Raw genomic sequence first — 23,107 nt, 5'->3', positions numbered from 1 at the left:
TCAGGGGATACAAAATCGCAACAATGTTTTCTAACTTTGCTCCCTTCTGAAACAATCAAAACCATGACATTCTTAGGACATAAAGCAACCATTCCCAGGAGGAATTTATGTCTACATGGCAAATCGACCCCGCCCATTCCAGCGCTAACTTTTCAGTGAAACATATGATGATCGCCAAAGTGCACGGTGGCTTTGAAAAAGTCTCTGGAACTCTTCAATACGATCCCTCGGATATCACCAAGGCCTCTATCGAAGCCAGCATTGATGCCACAAGTATCAACACCCGCGAAGCGCAGCGCGATGGACACTTAAAAAGTGCTGATTTTTTCGATGTGGAAAAATATCCGACGCTCAACTTTAAATCGAAAAAGGTGGAAAAAGACGGAGAGGACCTGAAAGTCACCGGAGATCTCACCATTCACGGTGTCACCAAAGAAGTGGTGCTGGCCGTCGAGGGACCCACTGCGGAAATGAAAGACCCCTACGGAAACATCAAGATCGGAATCTCCGCCACCACAAAAATTAAACGCAAAGATTTCGGTCTAACGTGGAATGCCGCGCTGGAAGCTGGAGGAGTTCTCGTTGGCGACGACGTCGCTATTTCTCTAGATATTCAGTTCGCGAAAAAGGTGTAAATGAAAAAGGGAGCTTTCAAGCTCCCTTTTTCATGACTTAAACTTCGGAAACAGTCCCTCTCCGCGAGTCATCAGCTTCTTGATCCAGACCGCAAAGCTGTCTTCAGGTCCCGGCAAACGCTCTACGACAATCAACCCTTGCTTATGAAGATGATCAACCACCGACTTCACCTGATTCTGAGTTTCGTGGGTGTGATTAAACTTCACCCCATACCCTGGCGATTCCACACGAGGGCTCTTATAAACAACGACTCCCGACACACTGACATCTTGGCCTTGATAAGACCACGTCATGTCCACGTTGTCTCCCTCGCTCAATGACGGACCCGAGGTCATGAAAAGGCCACCTTGGCCCAGGTTCTTAATAAAGGCTTTGGTTCCGTTCGCGAAACCCTCGTGATTAAAGTTATAGCGAGGAGCCGCCTCCCACCATCTCATGCGAGGATCAAAATAAACTTTTTGAACCGAAGGAACCACAAAGTAGGCGACCACAATAAGATCGACAATCACCACAAGCATCAAAACCGGAAAGGTGTTCCAGTTCATGCTTGTCCAATAGCTATAAAGATTGGAAAGAAAGATAAGACTCAGACACGCCAGGTAAGCCCAATAACTCCAACGACGACAGATATAGATAAAAAGACCGGCCAGCATCGGAACCGCGACGTAAATAAACAATAAAGGCTTGGGCACCACTTCAAACCAATAATGCCACTGCCCTTGCAGAGTTCTTCCCGAACGCAAAGCATTGAGCACAAGATTTCCAAAAGGAGCCAACACATGAAGAAGCGCGATAGTTATCAAGGACCAAGGTTTTCTTTTCATATGAAAATGATAAGGAACCTCAATTACCTAGACAAGGGAATAATCGTCCAGGAGTTTCTCCATCCTGGAGTTCAGCTCTGCCAAACTGCGGACAGTTTCAATCTTCACGATCTCATCCATGGGGTAAACCACCGCCAACTTGATTTCGCGAACGCCCTCCAGATACTTCATGCGATACAAGGCCCAAGCATAGGCTTCGAGCTGTTTGAAGGCGGTCTCTGAATACCGTTGGGATCCCGTTTTGTAGTCCACCATCCAAAGCGTCTCACCAAGAACTCCCCAAAGATCAATCTGTCCCTGCATCAGGGAGTTTCGATAGTTCAAAGCAAAACCCCATTCGACATGACCTTTGTCGATGATCTCCAGAAGGGGCAATTCCTTCGTGTTAGCGATAAACTCAAGGGGCAGACGAAGTTCCTCCTCCGAAATCTTAATCAGCGCTTCATAAGGTGTGAACTTGAGAGCTTCAAAAAGTCGATGGGCATTGGTCCCCTGTTGAGCGCGAGCAAGTCCCGCCCCCAAAGGGGCCGCCCGCACGGGCCCTGGCGAAGTCACAGAGTCCGGGGCGACCAACTCCGTCACAGAAATATACTTCCGTCGCTCTTCAACTTCAGGGGCCTTCCATAAAGCTCGAAGATCTTTCTGAACTAAATCTTGTTCCGCCATCTTGTGTGGAACAGAGTTTTCAACTCGGACCAGATAAGAAAAATCCTTTTCCTGGTGCAGTCCTTCTTCCAGATTCAAAGGGCAGCGAGCCGCCCATGATTTTTTCCCGACCTTTTTATCCCACAATAAAGTGACACCTGATTTAGCCCGAGTCAGGGCGACATAAAGAACACGATTAAACTCTTCCGCTTCCCGGCGTCTTAATTCTTCGGTAATTTGATCCGCTAAAACACTGCCTGCCATACTTTGTGTTTCTTCGTTACGAATCTTCAAAGACCAGGTTCCGTCAGTCTCTCGAATACTCAAAACCGGCGCATGACTACTGCGAGGATCCTGTCCCATCCCAGGCACAATGACTTGTTCAAATTGCAAACCCTTCGAAGCATGCACTGTCATAAAGTTCACTCTTTTGGGCTCAATCACCGGAGTGGCATCGGCATCCTCGCCCCCTTCATCCGCTGAAAGGGTCTCAAGACTTGCATCTAAAAAATCAAGAAAGTTAAAACCAGGGCGACGCTCTTCCTGGTTTAATAAGGAAACCACTTTCCACAAGTTGGCCTCACGCCGTCCGGTCGAATCAATCTTGGCCGAGTAGTCAAATAGACCTAACTCAATCAGAGCTTTTTTGAGAGTCCATGACAATCCCTTAGTTTCACTCATTTGCAGAAGACTTTTTAAAATCTTCAGAGGATGGGTCTCGTCTTTTTGTTCCAAAGTCTTCAAAGCTTCTTTCCAGAACGAGTGCTTGTAACTATGGCAATAGCTGGCGATTTCACTATCCGAAAGAATCACCCACGGCGTTCGCAAAAGGGCCACAAAATTAGCATTATCATGAGGATTCACCAAAAACTTAAGCAGCGCCAAGGCATCCAGCACTTCTCGTCGTTCATAAAATCCACTGCCACTGTGCAGTTGCAGTGGAACCCCATAATCTTGGGCTAACTTCGCGATGTCTTCGAGAGTTTTGTGCGTACGACCGAGAACACAAATTTGTTCTGGGCTCACCCCTTCGTTCAAAAACTCTTGAATACGAGCCACAACGCTGAGCGCTTCTGCGGACACCTCGTCCTCAGCTCCGGTTTCAGTGAGCTGTACATGCACCACAGGGTTGCTATTGCCGACTCGCACTTTATCAGGAGCCGGAGTCATGGCAGCAAACTGAGAACCTAACTTCGTAAAGTAGTGATTGAAGAACTCCAAAACCTCGGGGGACGAGCGATAATTCACGAGCTTCACCTGCACATCCCCGTTTTGCCCCTGGATCTCGGCCACTTTCTCTTGAAAGACCTCAGAACGGGCCCCTCGAAAAAGATAGATGCTTTGCTGTGGGTCTCCGACCACAAAAAGAGGTCTTTCCCCAATTAAATGGCGCAATAGTTCCACTTGCACGGGACTGGTATCTTGATACTCGTCGACCATCCAAAAATCCCATTCCAAGGAAAACTTGGCGGCAGCCTCGGGGGCGTCTTGAATAATCTTATATGCCAAAGTTTCAAGATCGCTCATCGACAACAGTCCGTTTTCAAGCTTGGTCGCCATGAAATCGCGGCAGAAATTTATTGCCAGCTCTTCAAAAAGCTCGCAGTTCTTTTGATGCTTTTGCCAAAAGGCCGGACGATAGCGAGGCTCTTCTAAAAACTTATCAACCCGTTCACGCAGTTCTTCCAGCTCTTCATGAAGACTCAAGGAAAAGGGCGGCGTCGCTTTACGAAAAACGGGTTTGCTGGTGAACTCCCAAAAACTTTCTAAACGCGCGAAAAAGGCTTCCCAATCCTGATGGACCACCTGCCAAGAAAATCCCATTAAGCCGCGGACATATTCTTCCCACTTGTCGTTGGAATTTTCGTGTGAGATCTCGGTACAGATCCGGTGAATCTTCCCACCAAGATCCTTTAGAACTTTTGCCGTTTCATCTTGAAGTTGTTCTTGCCCGATAAACTTCATCTCTGGAAAGATCACGCTCTCGGAAAAATATTTTAAGAGTGCCCCTTCCAAGGTTTGAAAATCATACTCTTCGAGCAACTCTTGAAGCTGAGAATTCTCCAAAAGATACTTGCGCATGATCTTACGCGCCCCTTTGCGGATCTCCGACTCACTCATGATCTTATAGTCGGGAGTTAATCCCACCGCAGAGCCATAACGAGACAAAAATAAGCTTAAAACCCCGTGAATCGTCGAAATCTGAACCTGAGACTTTGAACTCACATAGTGAAAAAGATCTTCCCGCCCTTCTTCCAAGGCTTTCCCAAGAAGTCTTTCTTTCAATTCTTGCGTGGCTTTACGGGTAAATGTCGTAACCACAATGCGCGGAAACTTCTGATGCGACTCTTTAAAATCACTCGCAAACTTCAAGAAAGTCTGAGTCAGGGTTGTCGTCTTCCCCGCTCCTGCGCCAGCTCTTAAAATCGTATTTTTTAATTGAGATGGGGTGCTCGACATTGTCGTCTCCACTCACAAGTTGTGCATGTTTTAAAATCAGCCGGACGCGCCTGACTTTCGCCATTTTTAATACGATCTAATGTGCCCATTAAGACCTGACTGAATTCGGATAGATATCGCTCTTTCGCTTCCAAGGTTGCATTTTTATCCTTACGTTTGGATGCGGGATACAAAAGGCCCGCCTGATCTTCAATCTTAAAACCTTTGCGTTCGAAGGTTCTAAAAACGTAGTAAAAAAGTCCGATCACTTCGCCGCCGACCTCGTCCAGGAGGCCCTTTTCGATGACCCACATATAAAACAGAAGCTGAAGCTCACGATTTTTAAACCAGGAGGCATGGGCTGAAATCCCTCCCGACGAACTTTTATAATCAAGAACCACCAAATGTTCGGCGCCATCCCCATCAATTCGATCTATCTGCCCAGAGATACGGAAACAATTCTCCTTAGCTTCCGTGAAGATCTCTTCTGTTTGTGGGTCCAGATAAAACTCAAAGCGTTTTTCTCTGGCCAACGTGCGGGTTTTTTTGAACTCTTCACGCCAACGCTTTTCAACGTCTAAAAATCTTAGACCTAATTGCACATGCTTCTTTTTTAATGGAATCCACAAACGTTCATCGGCAAAAAGAAGCTTCTTTTCCTGGCGAATGACGTCTAAGGTCTGTTCTAATTCCTCGACGGACCAATCAAAACGCATCGGCTCCACAGTCAGTTTTTCAAAAAGAGCATGAGCCAGTTGACCACGAGTCCGGTGATCCACGTCCAAATCAATATCAGGAAGATCCTTTAGTTTAAAATATCTTTGTGAGGCAAAAATAAAAGGACACTCCAAAAAGCTTTCTATCGAAGAGGCCGAAATACGCGGCAATTCAGATGCCTGTATAGTATCAAAGTCCGCTTTCCCCAAATCCTGCTCAATGCGTTTTTCGATTTGCTCTTTCCGCGAGACCAGCCAGTCCCTTTGCCCCCGAACTTCAGAGTGCTGAAGCTCATCCCAGCGAGTCTCATAAGGCAAAGTTAACTTTTCGTGATCCCCCTGAAGACTCATCCAAAAAGTGGACGGCGAACATAACGTGCCACCTAAATCGGTGGCGCCAAAACAATAGATATCTTGAATACTGTCGGCTTCCGCCAACAATCGCAGCTCAAACTCAAGATCACTCTGGTCCGGATTATCCAAATAAAAGCCGATGTCTTTAGCCAACTCAAAATAGTCCTGACCCGACAGTTGTGTCTTATTTCGACTGCGCAAAGATTCGTCGGTCAACCCCAAGAAAAGACGATATTGAGCCTTTTCACTATGCGCCGACATCAGCTTAGTCACCATCACGCCCCGGGGGTTGCCTTTTTCCAGAGTGTACTCTTTGGCGGCGACGATCGTTTCCAGATAGCTCAACCACTCTTTCCAGACGAGCTTCGTTGCGTTGGTCGCATTCTGCAAAAGTTCTCGCAAAACAATCTGGACAATTTCAGTCTCATCCGAATTCCAATAGGTCAGGGCCTTGGCGACGAATTCGTCTCGACTTAATAAACCTGTTAAATCCAACTGTTCGTGGAAAACTTTATAAACCAAATCGTTCCGAGCCAGGTCCTCATTGACATAAAGACTTTTAAATAAAGATCGAAATTCCTCGTAACGAAGTTGTTGAGATTCTTCTTTTTCAAAAAAAGATATTTCAAGATCTGAACTTGAAAGGCGCCCACTCTTGGATCTTAAAAGCGCCAACCATCGGGTCACAGAAGGAAGACTTTGCGCTTTATGGGTGACATCCTTCTGAACTGGAATTCCTTCTTCTTGCAAATAGGCTTGCAAGACGGGCCAATAGATTTCAATATCCGGAGCAATGACAGCGATGTTCTCGGCTAAATGACCTTGATCCAACCACTGGCGAATCTGTCCTACGCTGTGTTTGATTTCCGCCAGCATCCCCGAAAAACGCAGAACGTCCCTTTGTTTTTCCTGCCGCTGAGGTGATGGCAAAGAAATCACCTTCTGACTTTGCGCTCGCAAGTCCTCATAAGGTTTTAGAAGAAAGTGAAAGTCCTTTTTCCAAGTCGGACTTGGCTCAAGGACGATCACGTCCACAGTCCGGGAAAGAACGCGCAAAATCTCGGCTTCAACTCTGGAAATCTCCCCACTTAAATCAACAATCAGGGGAATGTCCCAGACTCTTTCAAGTTCATTGAAATTCTGCAAATAGGAGGTGATCCAATCCGCCGTGATCACGCGGTGTTCGTGCAAAAGTTTCAGCGCACAGAAGCGCGCACGCAAATACCAATCCTTCCAACGATTCATCGCTTCGGGATGATTTTCAAACCATTCTTCGAGGCGCGAAGTGCCCTCGGGATGGAAAATCACCGCCACCATTTGATCGATATATGAAAAAACCGTATCTTCCGCCGACGAGTTGACACCCAGGACTTCCGCATTCTCGTCCATGATGGCCCTTAACAACGACCGAGCAAAGGGGTCGCTGACCAGTCGCAGCCCTGGATCAAGACGCTTTAAAAGAATTTTCCAAAGATCACTGGCGCGCAATACGGATTCGTCCACATACTGACCTTCGCGGCCTAGAATTTTTTGTTGAAGTTCAAATTTCGTGCGCAAGTCCGAGACCAACCAGGATTGGCTTCGTGGATTATAGTTAGCGAAGATCTCAGAAATCTGAGATCGACTTTCAATCGGAATCACTTGCAACATTTTTGAATTACCGGCGTTGTTTTAGTTTTCGTTTCTTGCCGCTATTATCGGTGAATTTGAAGTTAGCATCAAAGCTTAAATCAATACTGAGTCCTATCATGACGCGATTGTCGGCAGTTTGACCGGGGTAAACCCCTAACTCTTCGGTGTAACTTGCAGCATCAAGACGGAAAATAAAGAAATCAAGTCCCACCCCATAAGCGAGATATCCTTGATTGTAACCCGCGCGCAGATCTAAAAAAGGCAACGAAAGCTCAGTTCCAATGTGCAGCTTTTTACCAATTTGCACATCCGGCTCCAAAAGATGACGCCCTTCCAAGGCGATCACCCAGTCCAAACCTGGCAAATCAATTCCCAGACTTGCCCCCGCCGAAAGATTTTGAGGAATATGAGGAGGAGCATCGGCTCCGCCTGTTTTCGTGAAAGCCGTATCGCCCACGTCTTGCCATACCACGGTCAAAGTTGGATTTAAGGGGGCAGAAACTTGAGTCAAAAAAGCCAGATCAACTCCATACCCTTGCCCCTTGTTCTGGAACTGATCCATCACCGCTTGAATATCATTGGCATTGGCGATCGTTGTCAGGCCCAATTCCTGAACATTGCCTCCCCATCTATTCATTCTCTTGAAAGTCATTCCTAAATAACTTTGCGGTCCTACGGGGTAAGCTCCCCCAATGACAAAAGCCGAGTCATTTTTAAAGTAGGTCGTAAATTCGGGATAACCTGGATTATGCAATTCCAAAGACAGCTCATAGTCTGTGTAATATCCGGCCCCAAAATAAGGCACCGCCACGGCGATATCACCGTTCGCCTTGATGTTAAATCGTTTTCCAAACAATCCATTATAGGTTGACGGATCATTCGGATCGATATTTTCAATTGCTGTAATATCTTCCGTGGTGATCGCTCTCCCACCGAAATTCAAACTCATCAAATGAATGTCCAAACCCTCGACCCGCCCCAAAGCTGCGGGGTTATTAAACAGCGCCGCCGAATTGTCCACAGTTGTAATCACAACCCCACCCATTCCAAGAGATCTCAAGGAACGAAAGGGCTCATAAAGTTCTGCAGCGAGAACCTTCTGAGACATTAAAACTGCGCAAAGTCCGAAGATCCATTTCATCATGGCGTATATCCCGGAGGCATTCGCGCCGGGCAACAAATTCCCGCCACGTTAATATCGGTGTCACCATCAAATTTCGTGATCGCATCGTCGTCATCATCTACATCTGCCGCCACCGCAGCGGCAATGGTCGCTCCGTCCGGAAGTGGAGTGCTCAAAGAACAAGAGCCAAAGCCCACATCAGAGGTGTCCAAAAATAGTCGAAACGCATACTTCATTAAATCACTATTTACATCGGCAGGTTTGGTAATTTCACAGGACACTCCCGCCTGTGTCTGACACTGAGTTTTGAAACTTTCCAAAGACGTGATCACTGAGTTATCTCCGCCAATGGCCGCACCCAAGGCCGTCATATTTTCTAAGACCAGCCCTAATCCCGCGACCACTTTTCGCATGTCCGCATCACTTAAAAAATGTGTCGGTGCCGGCAAAGGACGAGGCATCACTTTATAAATATTCAAAGGCGCCATCACCCACGGGGAACTTGGATTGTTGTCCAGGGCATCAACATCCCCATTGTCCGTATAATCTTCGCAAACACTGTAGGAGGCGTCTGGGAGTCCGTCATGATCCACCTGATCCAACTTATAGCTCAACGTGACGCCCACGCGCGCAATACCCAAAATAGCCAAAAACAAATTCTGATCCTGAGTTCTTTGAGAAACCGTTCCCAATCCTTCAATCAATCCAATAGCAGTTTCACAAGAGTCCGGCAGCAAAGTCATGTTCTTAAAAATTCCCATAAAGTACGGAAATATGTTTGAAGACGGCGAATTCGTCATTCCAGAAACAAGATCCAAGAAGGTCAAACCACATTTGCCTACATAAGCCCCGGCCAACGCTTCAACAACATCCGAGCGAACCCGATACCCCTCACTGATATCATTTTCAATGATGTCAATGGCGGCCTGCCATTCCAAATTATCAATCTTCTTCTGAGCCTCGATGAAAAGAGCCTCATCGGAATCAGTCTGCGAGAATTCCGTCAACACATTCGGCTGTCCACAAGAGGTGGTCAGCACTAAACTCATGAAAACGACTAAAAACTTTTTAAGACATCTCATGCTTCATCCTTAAAATCGGTACGCAAACTTAAAGGTATAACGTCGATCTTCTGTTGGTTTATCCACGGTGCCGATTTCTTCACCGTACGTTGCAAATTGCCACTGAAAGTGCTCTGAAGCGAGTTCCATCCCTGCTGTCCAATATCTCTGATTATACCCGCCACGTAAAAAGAACACATCCCCGAAGTTCAATTCGAGACCGCCATGAAGAAGTTTGGCTTTATCAGGTTCATCTTGTGATGTTAATAAGCCACGGTACTCGATGGTCCATGCGGATCTCACAGAGTTGGTGTGTATCGGAAAGATTGCAGCGGCAACATCAATATCTTGTTTTATCAAATTGGGACGAGTCGCTGTGCTCATTCGGACACCACTACTCTGATCAAAACTGGTGCCTCCAACATCTCGGACGACGGCACTCAGAGTGGGAATATATTGCCAGGGCGCCGCCAAGATAAGTCCCATATCCGTAGACAAGCCCACACCTTCACTGGCAATGGCTTCATAGTTCAAAGGCCCCGCCGCACTCAGCGTTGGATTATCCACCTCTATGCGACTAATGAGTTTCGTATTAAATCCCAACTTCATACGACCGTCGAAAAGACGGAAATTGAATCCCAAAACAAAAGCAATGTCGTTGCGGTAGTAAGTATTGATGGTAGAACCGTCGGCTGACATCTCCGCATCCAAAAGATAATTACCATAAAGACCGATACCAAAGTTGCGCCCGACGAACGAGGGGAAAATTTGCAGTTTGGAATGGTAGTGGGCTTCTCGTTTTTGATTCAAAGACGCCGCGATATCTTCTAAAGAATAGGGATTAGAAAAACTTTTATCTGTATAAAATCCTTGCGTGTGATAACCGAACTCAAACTCCGGGTCGAAGACGGTTCCATAAAAGTCACGAAGCTTCCCTAAAGCGGCGGGATTCACTAAAAGTGCGGTCTCATCATTGGTCACGGCAATACAAGCGCCGCCCATGGCTTGGCAACGTGCACCGCTATAAAAACTTCGTCGCTCTTGCGCATTCACCTCTAAAGCGAATGTCAGTAAGAAAATCATCTGCATGAGCGCGATCCACAAAATCCTTTTCATAGATACCTCGCGTGGGTTTACAGATTCTTATCGGCACTGAAGAGGCTCAATTTGAGACCCGAAGGAAAATACAGTCGAGAGTCCTGCTTTTGAACTTGGTGCATGCTTTGACCTCGACGAAGATCCAAGGCCTTAAGCCCTGTCCGAAGAAGCCGATACTATTTGTATGAAAAAACTCACTTTAAGCCTTTTGATATTCTTTCTGGTCAGTCCGCCCCTCTTTGCCCAAGTCACAAAGTCGGAATTCACGCCACCAGCTCCTTCAACAAGAAAGGTTCAATCCACTGAGACCAGCTTAGTGAATATCGCCTTTAAAGACACGAGCGTCCCTCCCACTCTTTTTAGTGACACTTACAAACACCTCTCGCCCTCGGCTTTCGAACAGAAGATGAAGGGGGCTCTGGCGGAAGGGCCCTTGATGTTCTTTCGCTCCTTTGTAAATACCTATTACTCTGATCTTGCGAAGACTAACGACTCCCCCAATCTCATTCTCTGCTTAGGGGACGCGCACCCGGAAAATTTCGGATTCATTGATTTTAAGGGAGAAACTCGTTTTGTCTTTAATGATCTCGATGATAGCGGCGTCTGCCCCATCGAATACGACATTCTTCGGTACTTTACGGCCGTCGCTTTGGCGTTCAATGACAAAAAACTTCTGGAGGATCTCAGTAAAGAGTATCTTCAGGTCGTGAATGGACAAAAAGACCCCCTTCCGGTTGCAAAATCCCACTTTCCAAATCTCGAGAAGAAAAGAAAGAAAAATCTGGAAAAGAACACCAATGGCAAAAACTTCCTGCCCTCCGACGAACTGATCCCACTTTCGCCGCAACTAAAAAAAGGCTTCATTCTTGAAATCTCCAAAACAGGAGTTCTGGGAGCTTACGAAATCCTCGACATTGCCGAAGTCCCCAGAGAGACCGGAGGCAGTGGTGGCCTCAGACGCTACTGGCTTTTGGTTCAAGCGCCAGAGGGTCAAGATATTCTGGAGCTCAAGGAGCTGAGTCGCCCTGGAGTCAGCTATGGATCTTGGCAACAGCCTTCATGGACTCAAAGTCAGCGTCTAGAAAAGGTAAAAAAATATACTTGGAATGACAGTCCGATTTTCTATCACGCGATCCAAATTCAGAATCGCGATTTCCTCATTCGAAGTCGCACTAAGGACTCTGTTTCTCTATCAAAACTTTCCAGCTCTGAGCTCAAAGCCTACCTTCTTGCCCAGAGCGGGTGGATCGCGTCTTATCATCGCACCTTTGTAAAGGGTGAAATTCCCAATTTAGGACAGTGGCTGGAACAAAACATTGCGCTTGTGAAAAGCCGCTACGCAAATACCTTTAAAAGTTTAAAACCCTAGAAGGAAGGTTCTCGTGTCTCAGGCCAAGACAGTCATATTTATGAGTTAAGACCTTCCTCCTGATTCCGATAAGTATCTATGTCATCCCAGACTCTGACGAAGGAGATTTTTAAATGCAGTTCAACAAATCAGCAGCCATTGTTTTCGCATTAAGTTTGAGCGCTTTACTCACAGGATGTGAAGCGGAACAGACCGAAAAAGATATGATCGCCGAAGCCCAGTTTTGCCTCGATGATGCCCGAGATGCCGCCTCGGCAAATGCCTGTATGAGCAAAATCAGTGGATTGACGTCACCTCAGGCCTACTCTCTTCGTTGTGCTGCGGGCTTTATTGCCGCTGAAGTCACAAGCCCTGAGAAGCTCTCTACCGCCCTGAATGCGATTAGTAAAGGGGACGGTACGACGGCACTTTTGGGAACTCTCAATTTTGGTGATTTGACGCTGGCATCAAGCACCGCGAGTTCCTGCGCTCTCTCCGGCCAAACAGGTTTGTCTCTTTTAGGAGCCATGGCAAAAAGTGCGACGGCTCTGAGCAACGCCGCTTCAAGTTTGGGCTCTTGCTCTGGTGGAGTTGAGACCTGTGACGCGGCGGCGATTCAGGGAGCGATCACTAACTTGTTAAATGATCTCAATGGAACGCCGACAACAGAGACCCTTGCGACGGTCGAAGCCGTTGGTTCTTCGATTCAAACCGTTTATCAGTCGACTTGCGGTGGGAATGCTGCCGCGAATGAGGATATCTGCAACTCCATCAGCTCGGCAATCCAGAACCCACCTCCCGGCGTTCCTGCCATTGATCTTTCAACCAGTTCATCAGAGGACATTGGTCATGCATTGATTGCATGGTGGAAGACTCACTAAGAAGAGCCCAAACAAAAAAGGCTTCCCAGAGAGGAAGCCTTTTTTATTTCTAAATTCTTTTAATTTTTAGAAATCCAAATTCAATCTTGTCGCATAAACACGGCTTTCCACAGGGGTGTTCTTGGTGCCGACATCGTCCGCATAACTGACCACGTCCAGATTGAAAACACCTAACTCTGCCGACAGACCGGCTGTCCAAAACCCTTGGCTAAGTCCGACGCGATAATGCCCCTTCCACCAAGTCGTCACAGTCCAATCAAACTCGAAGCCCAGGTGAAGACCTTTTCTCCAGTTAAAATCAGGATGACCCAAATCACGCACATCCAAAACTCCCCGTCCCCCGAAAATCCACATCGAAGGATATTCCCAGCGAGTTCCCAGATCGACAACGCGATAAAGTTTCTCTGGAGTTCCGTTTTGCGCCTCTTTATTTAAAAGCTTCATGGATTGTCCAAAACCCATCTCGGCCACGTTCCGAACTACAGCGCCAAAAGTAGGACGCGCCAAACGCATCACCGACCAAATTCCTTCATCAGGAAGCTCCGGCGTCCACAAAAGACCCAGATCCGCATCAACCGTATATCCTTCTAATAGATCACTCTTACTCACGATCTCACTGCTATTGGCGAGATCTGCCGCGCTGATGGATTTACTAAAAAATCCACGATTAACAAATTTTCCGGTCACTCCCCAAGAAAGACGACCGTGATCCACCCCTTTTAAATCATCTGCATAAGCGAGCCCCAAGGTGGTGTCCGCGTAAACAGTCGCGTTGATCGTCGGCCCGACCTGTTGGTGCATGGCCATTTCGACACTCACATCCACAGGGATTAAAGCCATACCCCAGTTAGGACGAACCCACACTCCCTCGAGTGGTGACAGACGCATCGAGTAGACATCGCCATAGTGCTTCTGAATCAACTCAAGATAAGCCGTTTGTTTGTCGGACTCTGACTTTCCAGATTTTTCAATATCACTGTACTCATTATAGAAATCCATCGCCCCCGGAGTTCCCGCCACACCGAGTGAAAGATTGATCTGCCCATCTTCACGACGAGCCAGACCCGCCGGATTATAGAAGATCGCCGAGTAATCATTCGCCACCGCGACAAAAGCATCCCCCATCCCCAACGCTCGCGGGGCTTGATATTGATGATGAATTGTCGTGCTGATGCTTGCTGCCTGAGCCAGGGATCCCGCAGAAAGAACGAAAAGGCCGGTGAGAATTAAACTTCCCCGTCTTGACATAATAAGTGCCTCCAAATTGCAGTAACAAGAAATGAGTCTGGGCAAGGAGCCCTCGACAATGATTGTAGACATAATTTATACTTTATCGTATGCGACTTTTTCTTCCGCTTCTTTTTTTGACCTTGGTCTTGATGGAAACTCCCTCTTGGGCAGCTCCTCAAACAGCAACCACTATAAAGGCCTTGCCTCTGAATGAGGATGAGGACCCTCTGCTAAAGAAAAACGGTCCGCTATCACGCCGCGCGGCCCCCTCTTTGTTCCTCCATCTCGCGGTAGGATTCTCGGGAGGAAACTATTTAGAAAGAGATGAGTACCAACAAGGCCCCTATCTCGCTCTTCGTTATGTCCCCTTCAAATGGGAAGAACTCCCCACATGGGACTATCAAGCTGAGGTCAATAAAGACAATATTATTGGCTTGTCCATCGGGCGACGTTGGTATTGCTGTCCCGACGATGCCTTTCTTCCCTATGTCAGACTTTCGGGGGCCACTTTCCTTGAAGGGTCGGGGGAACTTGCAGGCTTGTTTGAGACCCGCCGCTGGCGAGCTCGTGCTTCGGTGGGAGTTGGTGAACGTCTCACCTCTGAATTTGGCGTGGGTACGGCCGTCAATGGGCCGGATCTATTTGCCCAGTTTGGCTACAACTTCGCCTTCTAAGAGATTTTCTTTTCTTCCAGCCACACCAGAAGCCTCTCGACTTCCTTGAGGAGATGCTGTTCATCGCGATTATTCTGTAAAACAAAATCAGCTCGTTGCTCTTTGAATTGCATGGGAATCTGAGAGGCAATTCGCATTTCAATTTCTTCTTCGCTCCAGGAGTGGCGGCGACGCAATCTTTCCTTTTGTTGTTCCTTGGTGCAACTGACGACGATGATGCCATCAAACTGGCCTTGGGATTTCGTTTCAAACAAAAGGGGGACGTCATAAATCGCCAGAGGCTCATTCATTTCTTCCAAAACTTGACGGCGCTGGCGAGTCTCTTCACGAATCAGAGGATGTAAAATCCCTTCCAGGCGATGCAGAAGTTCGGGGTGGCCAAAGACTTGTTGCCCCAAGCGACGGCGATCCAAGGAGCCGTCGGGTAATAGCACGTCCTGCCCAAACTCTTGCACAACCGACTTAAGTCCAGGAGACCCCGGCTTCACCACCTCTTTGGCAATTTCATCGGCATCTATGACGGGAATAGCGCGTTCAGAGAGCAAACGGCTGACGGTGCTCTTGCCACAAGCTATACCTCCGGTCAGTCCTATCCATTTCATAGACAATTCTCCTTAAGGATTGTTTTTATTTTACCGATAGACCTCTCAAAGGGGAATAGATTTTCATGTCATCAGCCGTTGAACAATTTGGTAAGTACATTCTTCTAGAGCGCCTCGCCGCAGGTGGCATGGCGGAAGTGTACCTATCTAAGTCAACGGGAGCTGTTGGCGTCAATAAGTTCGTCGCTATTAAGCGCATTCTTCCCCAATATTCCGACCATCAAGAATTTATTGAGATGTTTAAAGAAGAGGCGAAAATCGCCGTGAATCTCAATCACGGAAACGTTGTCTCAATTTATGATTTCGGTGTCGAGCGTGGTCAGTTCTTCCTTGTCATGGAGTATGTCGAGGGACGAAATCTTCGCCAAATTCTAAACGAACTAAAGAAATCCAATACTCAATTCACCATTGAGCAAATTGCCTACATGCTGAAAGAGGTCGCTGCGGGACTTGATCACGCCCATCGCTGTATTGATGGAACCACTGGTAAACCTCTCAATATCGTTCATCGTGACATGAGTCCTCAAAACATCATGGTCAGCTTCGAAGGTGAAGTAAAGATCATCGACTTCGGTATCGCGAAAGCGGAAACCCAGCTAGAAGCAACTAAGGCCGGGACCCTCAAAGGGAAATATGGCTATATGAGCCCCGAACAGGCTGATGGACAATCCATTGATCCCCGCACAGATATTTTCTCTATGGGGATTGTACTGTGGGAGCTCTTAGCCAACGATCGCCTCTTCACGTCCAACAGTGAAGCCGCCATTTTACGCAAAATTCGTGAGTGTCAGGTTCCCTCTATTCGTAAAATCAATCCTTCCGTTCCTCCCGAACTTGAAAGAATTGTGAATAAGGCCTTGGCTAAAGATAAAAGTCTTCGCTATCAAACGGCGGCGGCCCTTCACCGTGATTTAAATCGCTTTCTCAATACTCAATATCCCGAGTTCTCTCCTCATGACTTCAGTGTCTTCATGAAGAACGCTTTTTCAGCGGCGTTCTTGGAGCAACGTCGTAAGCTCGTGGAATTTGCGAAAGTTCAAGGCTCAAATGCCGAAGACAAAACCATCGTCACACAAACCGATCTTCGCGCCTCTTCGCGCCCTGTCGCGGCACCCGCTGTAGACGCTGGCGAAGGCGAAAAATTAGATATTGATACTTCGACAGACATTCGTGTCAATCTGGACAACTTAAAAACTCCTCCCAAGCCGGCCGTAGCTACTGCCGCTGCCAGTGCCAAGTCGAACACTCAGACAAACACAAACATCACTCATACACATACTCGAACTCAAGCCACTGGCACCATGACACGCACTCCCTCGGGAACTGTCAGTCAGGGGCCTTACGCGGGGATGCCAAGAAATACCAACACTTCGTCGATGGAGGACATCACAGGTCTGGCGATGAAAGCCGTGATCGGACTTGTTCTCATTGTCGGCGGCTGGTGGGCTTATAACAATCTTATTGCCAAAAAGGGACCGACGAGAACTCCCACCGCAGGCCTGGCTCCCTCCACTCCGACAGGAGCTAGTGATCCGGCTGAAACCAGCGGAGACACTCAGCAGACAGATATGTCTGCGACGGCTCCTCAATACACCGTCACCCTTTATAGCAGTCCCGATCGGGCTCGGGTCATCATTGACGGTGTCGATACTGGTGAGTTTACTCCGACACGAAAAACGGTAAAAGCCAACAGTCCCGTCAATCTTCGTTTGGTTAAAGAGGGATATACGGATCTCGTGACAACTATCACGCCAACCTATGAAGCCTATACATTCACAGGGACCTTGCAAAGACTTCCCCGTGTCGCTTCGGTTATCATTAACATTGTCAACGGTGGAGCCAACCCCGAACTTCGCATCGCGGGAGTCCCCGTCTCCATCAAGCCTTCAGGAGATGCCTACGTCATCCAAGCTGAAGTCGGTGTTAAAATACAAGCTCGCAATAAAACGACCGGACTTTCGGCAGAAACCACTGTCACAGTTCCCACTGATCAAAGAAAAATTTTAGACTTGTATTTGAAGTAATCCCCCTTCGTTATAGCAAGCTACTGAGGAGTATTTCATCATGATGAAGCCCACCACCTTGGGACAATCAATTTTGGCTATGCGCAACCGGAATCCTCAAAGCGTTGCGGTCAAGTTCAAGACGAATGGATCTTGGCAATCAAAAAACTGGAACGAATACTACAAGGACATTGAGCAGATCGGTTCTGCACTTCTCTCTTTGGGAATTGCCCCCGGTGATCGCGTCGCCATCATGGCCAATACACGCTATGAGTGGTCCGTCGCAGATTTAGCCATCTTCGGCATCAAGGCCATCACAGTCCCGGTCTATCAAAATAACACTCCTGAAGATGTCGAATATATTCTCAACAACAGTGCAGCTCGTGTTCTTATCTGCGAAAGTCGAGGCCCGTTAAAAATTTTCGAATCCGTAAAGGCTCAGTGTCCGACGATTGAAAAAGTCATCGTCTTTGAGGACACCTGCCCTAATCCTGATATTATCACATGGAAGGCTTTCCATGAGATGGGCCACAGCTATTTGAAAAATCATCCTCGTCGCTATCGCGAACTCTGCGAAACCCTTACGCCCGAAGACACCGCCACCATCTTATACACCTCCGGAACGACGGGAAGACCCAAAGGAGTCGTTTTGACTCACCTTCAAGCGTTCAGTGAAGTTTCCGAAGCCTTTCCTTTGTGCGGAGCTACTGAAAACGACACTTCTTTGAGTTTCCTACCCTATGCGCATATTCTGGGGCGTATTGAACACTGGGGACATTTGTATATCGGCTCCACGATGGCTTACGCAGAAAGCCTTGAAAAAATCCGCAACAACCTGACAGAAATCCGTCCCACCTTCATCATGTCAGTCCCTCGTATTTTTGAAAAAATCTATGGAGCCATTTGGGCCCAGGTGCAAACTCAGCCTCTCAAACTCAAAGTCTTCAATTGGGCTTTGGAGATCGGCAAAAAAGTGGGGGAATATAAGATGAGTGGCCAGATCTTGCCATTAGATCTGCTGCTGCAGTATGAATTGGCCCGCAAGCTGGTTTTGGGAAAGATTACGGATGCTTTCGGGGGACGACTTCGTTTTGCTATCAGCGGAGGCGCTCCCATTTCCAAAGATATCGCGCTGTTCTTTCATGCGGCGGGCATTCTCATTTTAGAAGGGTATGGGCTTACAGAAACCACGGCCGCGATCACGGTCAACACTCCCTTCAACTATCGTTTTGGCAGCGTGGGACGCCCTATTGGTGAAGCTAAAATTAAAATTGCCGAAGATGGCGAGATCCTGATTAAAAGCGATAAAGTTATGAAAGAATACTACAACAACCCCGAAGAAACCAAACTGGTCTTCACAGACGGATGGTTTCATACCGGAGATATTGGAGAAATTCTGCCTGGAGGTGATCTTCGCATCACCGACCGAAAAAAAGATCTTATCAAAACAGCCGGTGGAAAGTACGTGGCTCCGCAAAGACTTGAAGGGTTCTTGAAGTTGTCGCCCTATATCGCCCATGTGCATATTCATGGGGATCAAAAGAAATACATCGTCGCTCTTTTGACGTTGGATCGTTTGGCCGTCGAAAAGTTGGCTAAAGAAAAGAACTTTGCATATACCGATTGGAATTCATTGGTCGCCTCACCTTTCGTGCAAGATCTCGTGCGCAAGGCCGTCGCAGACACCAATTCGAATTTGGCAAGTTATGAAAGTATTAAGAAGTACCTCGTACTGCCTAATGAGTTTTCAGTCGAGACCGGCGAGCTGACGCCCTCCTTGAAAGTAAAACGCAAAGTATTAGATCAAAGATTTAAGGATCAAATTGACGAGCTCTATCTATGAGAACTTTGTTAGTCACGTCCGCAGTGACCTTTGTTCCTAAAAACTATGACGGGTTGGTGCTGCCGCTAGCGCAAAATCCTCATATCGAAGGGCTCATTGTTATCGACAATCGCAGTTGGACGATCGTCGCCACGGCTCTTCTTCTTATTTTAAGTGGCGCTGCCCCCAGAATGGGGTGGCAGCTTCTCAGAAATCAATTTGACGACTCGATAAAAAGAAGAAATGAGGCCTTCACCAAAGAGGGAAAAAAGGTCTGGATTGTTCATGACATCAATTCACCCGAAAGTCTGGAGCTGATCGCTTCCCTACAGCCCGATCTTATCTTAAATGCAAGAACGCGTTCCTTTTTTAAGAAGAGGCTCTTAGCCATTCCCAAAATGGGATGCATCAACATCCACCATGGCCTGCTCCCCAATCAGCGGGGCCTTATGTGTGACTTTTGGGCTCATCTTTTAGACACTCCGGCGGGCTTCACTCTTCATGAAATGACCTCCAAACTTGATGATGGCGCCTTGCTAAAGGTCGTAGAAGTTCCCTCCGATAAAAAAGAGTATCTAAAATCCTTGGAAACCGGAGCGTCTCTTGAAGCCAACGCGGCTGCTGAAGTCCTTTCACAGGTAGCCACTCTGGGGAAAATCCAAGGCACAGAGAATTTAAAAACAGATGCAACAGTATATAGAACAAATCCACGATTGAGAGACTTCTATCGACTGCGTCTAAGAGGTGTCAGAATATGAAAACCATCCTTGCTTTGCACGGCAATCCAGGACATCCCGAAGACTGGGGTGTTCTGCAAAAGACTCTCCCTCCAGACAAGTACAACTTGATTCCAGTCAATTTGGAGAACACGGATTGGTTGAAAATTCTTACCCAAGATAAGACCAAAAAAATTCTTCTAGGGCATTCCTGGGGCTGTTATAAGATCTTAAAAGTTCTTCCTCTGTATCAGGACTACATAGATCAAGTCGTATTGATCACACCCTATATTAAACCTGAGCGAGAACTGCCGTCCCTGGCCAAAGCTCTTTTGAGGCTTCCTGTCCTAGGGGATTCTTTGATTAAATCCAGTCATGCCAAAACCAAAGACAGCTTCTTCGTCGATCTCATTCATCCTCTGACTCTTGAAAGTCATGGGTATCTAAAAACGGTTCATGAGCGGCTCCAAGACTGGAGACTTTGGCAGAAAACTGCTTTTAACAAAATTAAGATGCAAGAGTCTCCGTGGGTACCTCAAGATATCTGCAATATCCCCATCACGGCGGTCTATGGAAACGAAGACAAAATCAGTCAAGAATCCCAGCAGAATGTTATTGTAAAACAATATCCTCACCACAAGATCGTTCACTTAAAAGGGGCTGGACACGGTCTTTTATGGTCTCACGCCTCAGAGATTTTACAAACCTTGGAGGAAAAAATGTCATCCTCGCCATCTTCTAAAATCGGCTACTATCCCGGCAGTGATGAGCGCAACAACGTGATCAGCTACATGGAAAAACATCTGCGCGAATTCCCAGATCGCGTGGCTTTAAGTTGGGCGCAACGTGACGCTTTACAAAAGTGGGATGGCAACCCACATACACCGATCGCCCACGATCGCATTACCTATAAACACTTCGCGGCGAGAATCAATTCCTTTGCTCGCGGTCTTCTAGACATCGGCATTCAAAAGGGAGATCGAGTTATCATCTTCCTTCCCATGAGTCTTGATATGTACACGGCCATGTTTGCCGTACAAAGAATCGGTGCGATTGCCGTCTTTCTGGATTCCTGGGCGCGCAGTCATCATTTAGGAGCCTCGGCAGAATGTGTCGGCCCCAAAGCCATGATCAGCTTTAAGATGGCCTTTGATTTGGTTGATCAAGTTCCAGAATTTAAGTCCATGCCTCTTCGTATTCTCTATGGGCCTGGCGATAAGTTCACACACAAATTTGAAGAACTCCTCAAAGCGGAGCCATCACCGATCGCCCCTGTCGAAAGTGAATTCACCGCATTGATTACTTTTACCACGGGTTCTACCGGAAAACCCAAGGGCGCCAATCGCACTCATCGTTTTCTTTCGGCCCAACACCATGCCCTGTCGCATGTCATTCCCTACACTGAAAAAGACAAGGACATGCCGGCCTTCCCCATTTTTAGCTTAAACAATCTCGCTTCCGGAGTGACAACGATTCTTCCGGCTTTAGATCTCGCAGCGCCCTCAGAAAGAGATTCTGCGATTCTGGCTTGTCAGATTTTGAATGAGAATATCAACTGCACGACACTCTCCCCGAGCATGTTGGTCGGTCTGGCCCGCTATTGCAAAGAAAAGGGACTGCAGTTGACAGGTCTTCGTCGTGTGGTCACTGGTGGTGCTCCCATCTCTAAAGATGACGTGAAAGCCTTCTACGATATCGCTCCCCAAACCGAGCTGTGGATTCTCTATGGATCCACAGAGGCCGAGCCCATGGCGCACATTGAAGGTCGGGACATGCTCAAAGAAAGTCAGATCTCAGATCCTGAGATCATTGAAGAGGGCGTAAACGTCGGTCACATCAGTGAAGATATCGACTATCGTTTTATTCGCATTAAAGACGGCCCCATTGAACTGTCTTCAACTCCATGGAGTCAAATTGAAGTTTCCCCGGGGGACGTTGGAGAGTTTATTTGTACCGGAGATCACGTCTGCCGTGATTACTACAATAATCCTGAGGCCTTTAAGACCACTAAAATTCTGGATGAAAAAAACCGTGTCTGGCACCGAACCGGCGACCTCGCTTATATCGACCCAGAGAAAAACCTATGGATCGTCGGTCGCGTCAACAATGCCATTGAACGAGCTGGCAAGTACTACTTCCCGGTTCGCGCCGAAGTCCTGCTTAAACGCATGGACTTCACCTATCGATGCGCGTTCTTAGGAGTCGAGGACGCAAAACTTGGTCAAGCCACTTATGCTGTCGTCGAACTCAAAGCGGAGATTGAACGGGGTACGTTTGACTTCGATAAGGCGAAAAAAGAAATTCATCGCGTCTTTGAAAAGAACAAAATTCCCGTCGATGAGATTAAATTTGTCCAAAAAATCCCCATGGACCCTCGTCACCACTCGAAAGTGGAGTACAAGGTTTTGCGCGATCAACTGAAGGACCCCGGGGTGATTATTGGCTAAGTGGTGGATTCTCATCCAAGAGAGATTCAGTCCCCTGTCTTACGTGCCCATGATATTTCTATTTACGTGGGCCAATGGACTTTATCTAACAACCTCCACCGGAAGCCCCTGGAATTGGCCTCGCTTTGCGATTGTCTTCGTGCTGCTTCTTTCGTTCTTCTTCCGTATGCGTCTTTTTGATGAAATCAAAGACTATGAGGTGGATCTCAAGGTAAATCCGACACGCCCCTTGGCGCGAGGAATTCTTTCCGTCTCTCAAGTAAAAAAGGCTCTTTTTATATTAATCCTCTTTGAGCTGGTTGTCGCGGGAAGCCTCGGGCTCAATCCTTTTCTTATTCATGCCCTCGCCATCGGCTACAGTCTTCTGATGTACGAAGAATTCTTTATCGGCGATTGGCTGCGCCCCCGTCTGACGACTTATGCCGTGACTCACACCTTCGTGAGCACACTTCTGGGACTCTCGAGTGCCGTGGCAATGACAGGTCTGGAACTGACAAAACTTCCCTCCTCAGCGCTTTTGTTTTTTCTGATGAACTGGGCCTTCTTTAATCTTTTCGAATTTGCACGAAAGACCTTTGCCCCTTCGGAAGAGCGAAATCATGTCCCTAGCTATTCCAATATTTTTGGCTGCACCGGAGCCTTGCTGCTTTCGCTAAGTCAGGCTTTGGCGGGTGTATTACTGATCTACTCGTATGATTCAAACCATCTTCTCTTATCTGCGATGGTCCTCTATATGATCGCAAGCCTTTCCTATGCCCTCCTACGCACCGAAAAGACCGCACGCTTTTTTCGAGGCCTTTCTGGTGTTTATCTACTTCTACACTACATCCTTCTTATCTATGTCCTGGGAGTCTAA

General features: G+C 47.4%; 17 protein-coding genes. 9 read left to right on the top strand and 8 right to left on the bottom strand.

What is annotated here, in order from left to right; all coding sequences use genetic code 11:
• The first annotated feature begins 107 nt into the window (after positions 1-107).
• Positions 108-635: a YceI family protein gene (locus ACM64D_RS11435; RefSeq protein ID WP_415063354.1), complete on the top strand. Its 528-nt coding sequence runs from the start codon at positions 108-110 to the stop codon at positions 633-635.
• A gap of 30 nt (positions 636-665) precedes the next feature.
• Here the strand turns inward: ACM64D_RS11435 and ACM64D_RS11430 are convergent, their stop codons facing one another.
• The 6 genes from ACM64D_RS11430 to ACM64D_RS11405 are packed head-to-tail and all read right to left on the bottom strand — an operon-like array spanning position 666 to position 10,546.
• On the bottom strand, positions 666-1,460 hold the full coding sequence (locus ACM64D_RS11430; RefSeq protein WP_415063353.1) for a PilZ domain-containing protein: 795 nt from the start codon (positions 1,458-1,460) through the stop codon (positions 666-668).
• A 27-nt stretch (positions 1,461-1,487) separates the two neighbouring features.
• Entirely contained in the window at positions 1,488-4,565 is a 3,078-nt protein-coding gene (locus ACM64D_RS11425) for a UvrD-helicase domain-containing protein (protein WP_415063352.1), read from the bottom strand.
• Positions 4,541-7,264 carry a PD-(D/E)XK nuclease family protein gene (locus tag ACM64D_RS11420; protein WP_415063351.1) on the bottom strand — a complete coding sequence of 908 codons (2,724 nt, stop codon included), beginning with the start codon at positions 7,262-7,264 and terminating at the stop codon, positions 4,541-4,543. Before ACM64D_RS11420 ends, ACM64D_RS11425 begins: the two co-directional genes overlap by 25 nt.
• Positions 7,265-7,271: 7 nt before the next feature.
• Positions 7,272-8,390 (bottom strand): hypothetical protein, encoded by a 1,119-nt coding sequence (locus ACM64D_RS11415; RefSeq protein WP_415063350.1) that lies wholly within the window; start codon positions 8,388-8,390, stop codon positions 7,272-7,274.
• Positions 8,387-9,451, bottom strand: a complete 1,065-nt coding sequence (locus ACM64D_RS11410) for a hypothetical protein (protein ID WP_415063349.1) — start codon at positions 9,449-9,451, stop codon at positions 8,387-8,389. The genes ACM64D_RS11415 and ACM64D_RS11410 overlap by 4 nt, the downstream gene beginning before the upstream one ends.
• Before the next feature lie 9 nt (positions 9,452-9,460).
• Entirely contained in the window at positions 9,461-10,546 is a 1,086-nt protein-coding gene (locus ACM64D_RS11405; RefSeq protein WP_415063348.1) for a hypothetical protein, read from the bottom strand.
• Between the two features lie 166 nt (positions 10,547-10,712).
• Here ACM64D_RS11405 and ACM64D_RS11400 point away from each other — a divergent pair, with 166 nt between their 5' ends.
• Entirely contained in the window at positions 10,713-11,897 is a 1,185-nt protein-coding gene (locus ACM64D_RS11400; RefSeq protein WP_415063347.1) for a DUF2252 family protein, read from the top strand.
• Between the two features lie 113 nt (positions 11,898-12,010).
• Positions 12,011-12,757 (top strand): hypothetical protein, encoded by a 747-nt coding sequence (locus ACM64D_RS11395; RefSeq protein ID WP_415063346.1) that lies wholly within the window; start codon positions 12,011-12,013, stop codon positions 12,755-12,757.
• A 66-nt stretch (positions 12,758-12,823) separates the two neighbouring features.
• On the opposite strand, the gene ACM64D_RS11390 is transcribed toward ACM64D_RS11395, so the two are convergent.
• Positions 12,824-14,005: a hypothetical protein gene (locus tag ACM64D_RS11390; RefSeq protein ID WP_415063345.1), complete on the bottom strand. Its 1,182-nt coding sequence runs from the start codon at positions 14,003-14,005 to the stop codon at positions 12,824-12,826.
• A gap of 89 nt (positions 14,006-14,094) precedes the next feature.
• Between ACM64D_RS11390 and ACM64D_RS11385 the strand changes: the two genes are divergently transcribed.
• Entirely contained in the window at positions 14,095-14,661 is a 567-nt protein-coding gene (locus ACM64D_RS11385; protein WP_415063344.1) for a hypothetical protein, read from the top strand.
• On the opposite strand, the gene coaE is transcribed toward ACM64D_RS11385, so the two are convergent.
• Positions 14,658-15,263, bottom strand: a complete 606-nt coding sequence (gene coaE / locus ACM64D_RS11380; RefSeq protein WP_415063343.1) for a dephospho-CoA kinase — start codon at positions 15,261-15,263, stop codon at positions 14,658-14,660. The two genes, ACM64D_RS11385 and coaE, sit on opposite strands and share 4 nt — an antisense overlap.
• A 65-nt stretch (positions 15,264-15,328) precedes the next feature.
• Between coaE and ACM64D_RS11375 the strand changes: the two genes are divergently transcribed.
• The 5 genes from ACM64D_RS11375 to ACM64D_RS11355 are packed head-to-tail and all read left to right on the top strand — an operon-like array spanning position 15,329 to position 23,107.
• Complete coding sequence (locus ACM64D_RS11375) at positions 15,329-17,287, top strand: protein kinase domain-containing protein (protein WP_415063342.1); 1,959 nt, start codon at positions 15,329-15,331, stop codon at positions 17,285-17,287.
• A 40-nt stretch (positions 17,288-17,327) separates the two neighbouring features.
• Complete coding sequence (locus tag ACM64D_RS11370) at positions 17,328-19,109, top strand: AMP-dependent synthetase/ligase (protein ID WP_415063341.1); 1,782 nt, start codon at positions 17,328-17,330, stop codon at positions 19,107-19,109.
• The gene (locus ACM64D_RS11365; protein ID WP_415063340.1) at positions 19,106-19,846 is read left to right on the top strand and encodes a formyltransferase family protein; all 741 of its coding nucleotides are present in this window, start codon (positions 19,106-19,108) and stop codon (positions 19,844-19,846) included. The genes ACM64D_RS11370 and ACM64D_RS11365 overlap by 4 nt, the downstream gene beginning before the upstream one ends.
• Positions 19,843-22,251, top strand: coding sequence for an alpha/beta fold hydrolase (locus tag ACM64D_RS11360; RefSeq protein WP_415063339.1), 2,409 nt, complete (start codon positions 19,843-19,845; stop codon positions 22,249-22,251). The genes ACM64D_RS11365 and ACM64D_RS11360 overlap by 4 nt, the downstream gene beginning before the upstream one ends.
• Positions 22,244-23,107 (top strand): UbiA family prenyltransferase, encoded by an 864-nt coding sequence (locus ACM64D_RS11355; protein WP_415063338.1) that lies wholly within the window; start codon positions 22,244-22,246, stop codon positions 23,105-23,107. The genes ACM64D_RS11360 and ACM64D_RS11355 overlap by 8 nt, the downstream gene beginning before the upstream one ends.

It is taken from the genome of Bdellovibrio sp., from assembly GCF_047637665.1.
Taxonomy (GTDB): domain Bacteria; phylum Bdellovibrionota; class Bdellovibrionia; order Bdellovibrionales; family Bdellovibrionaceae; genus Bdellovibrio.
This window is presented reverse-complemented; position numbering and strand designations above follow the sequence as displayed.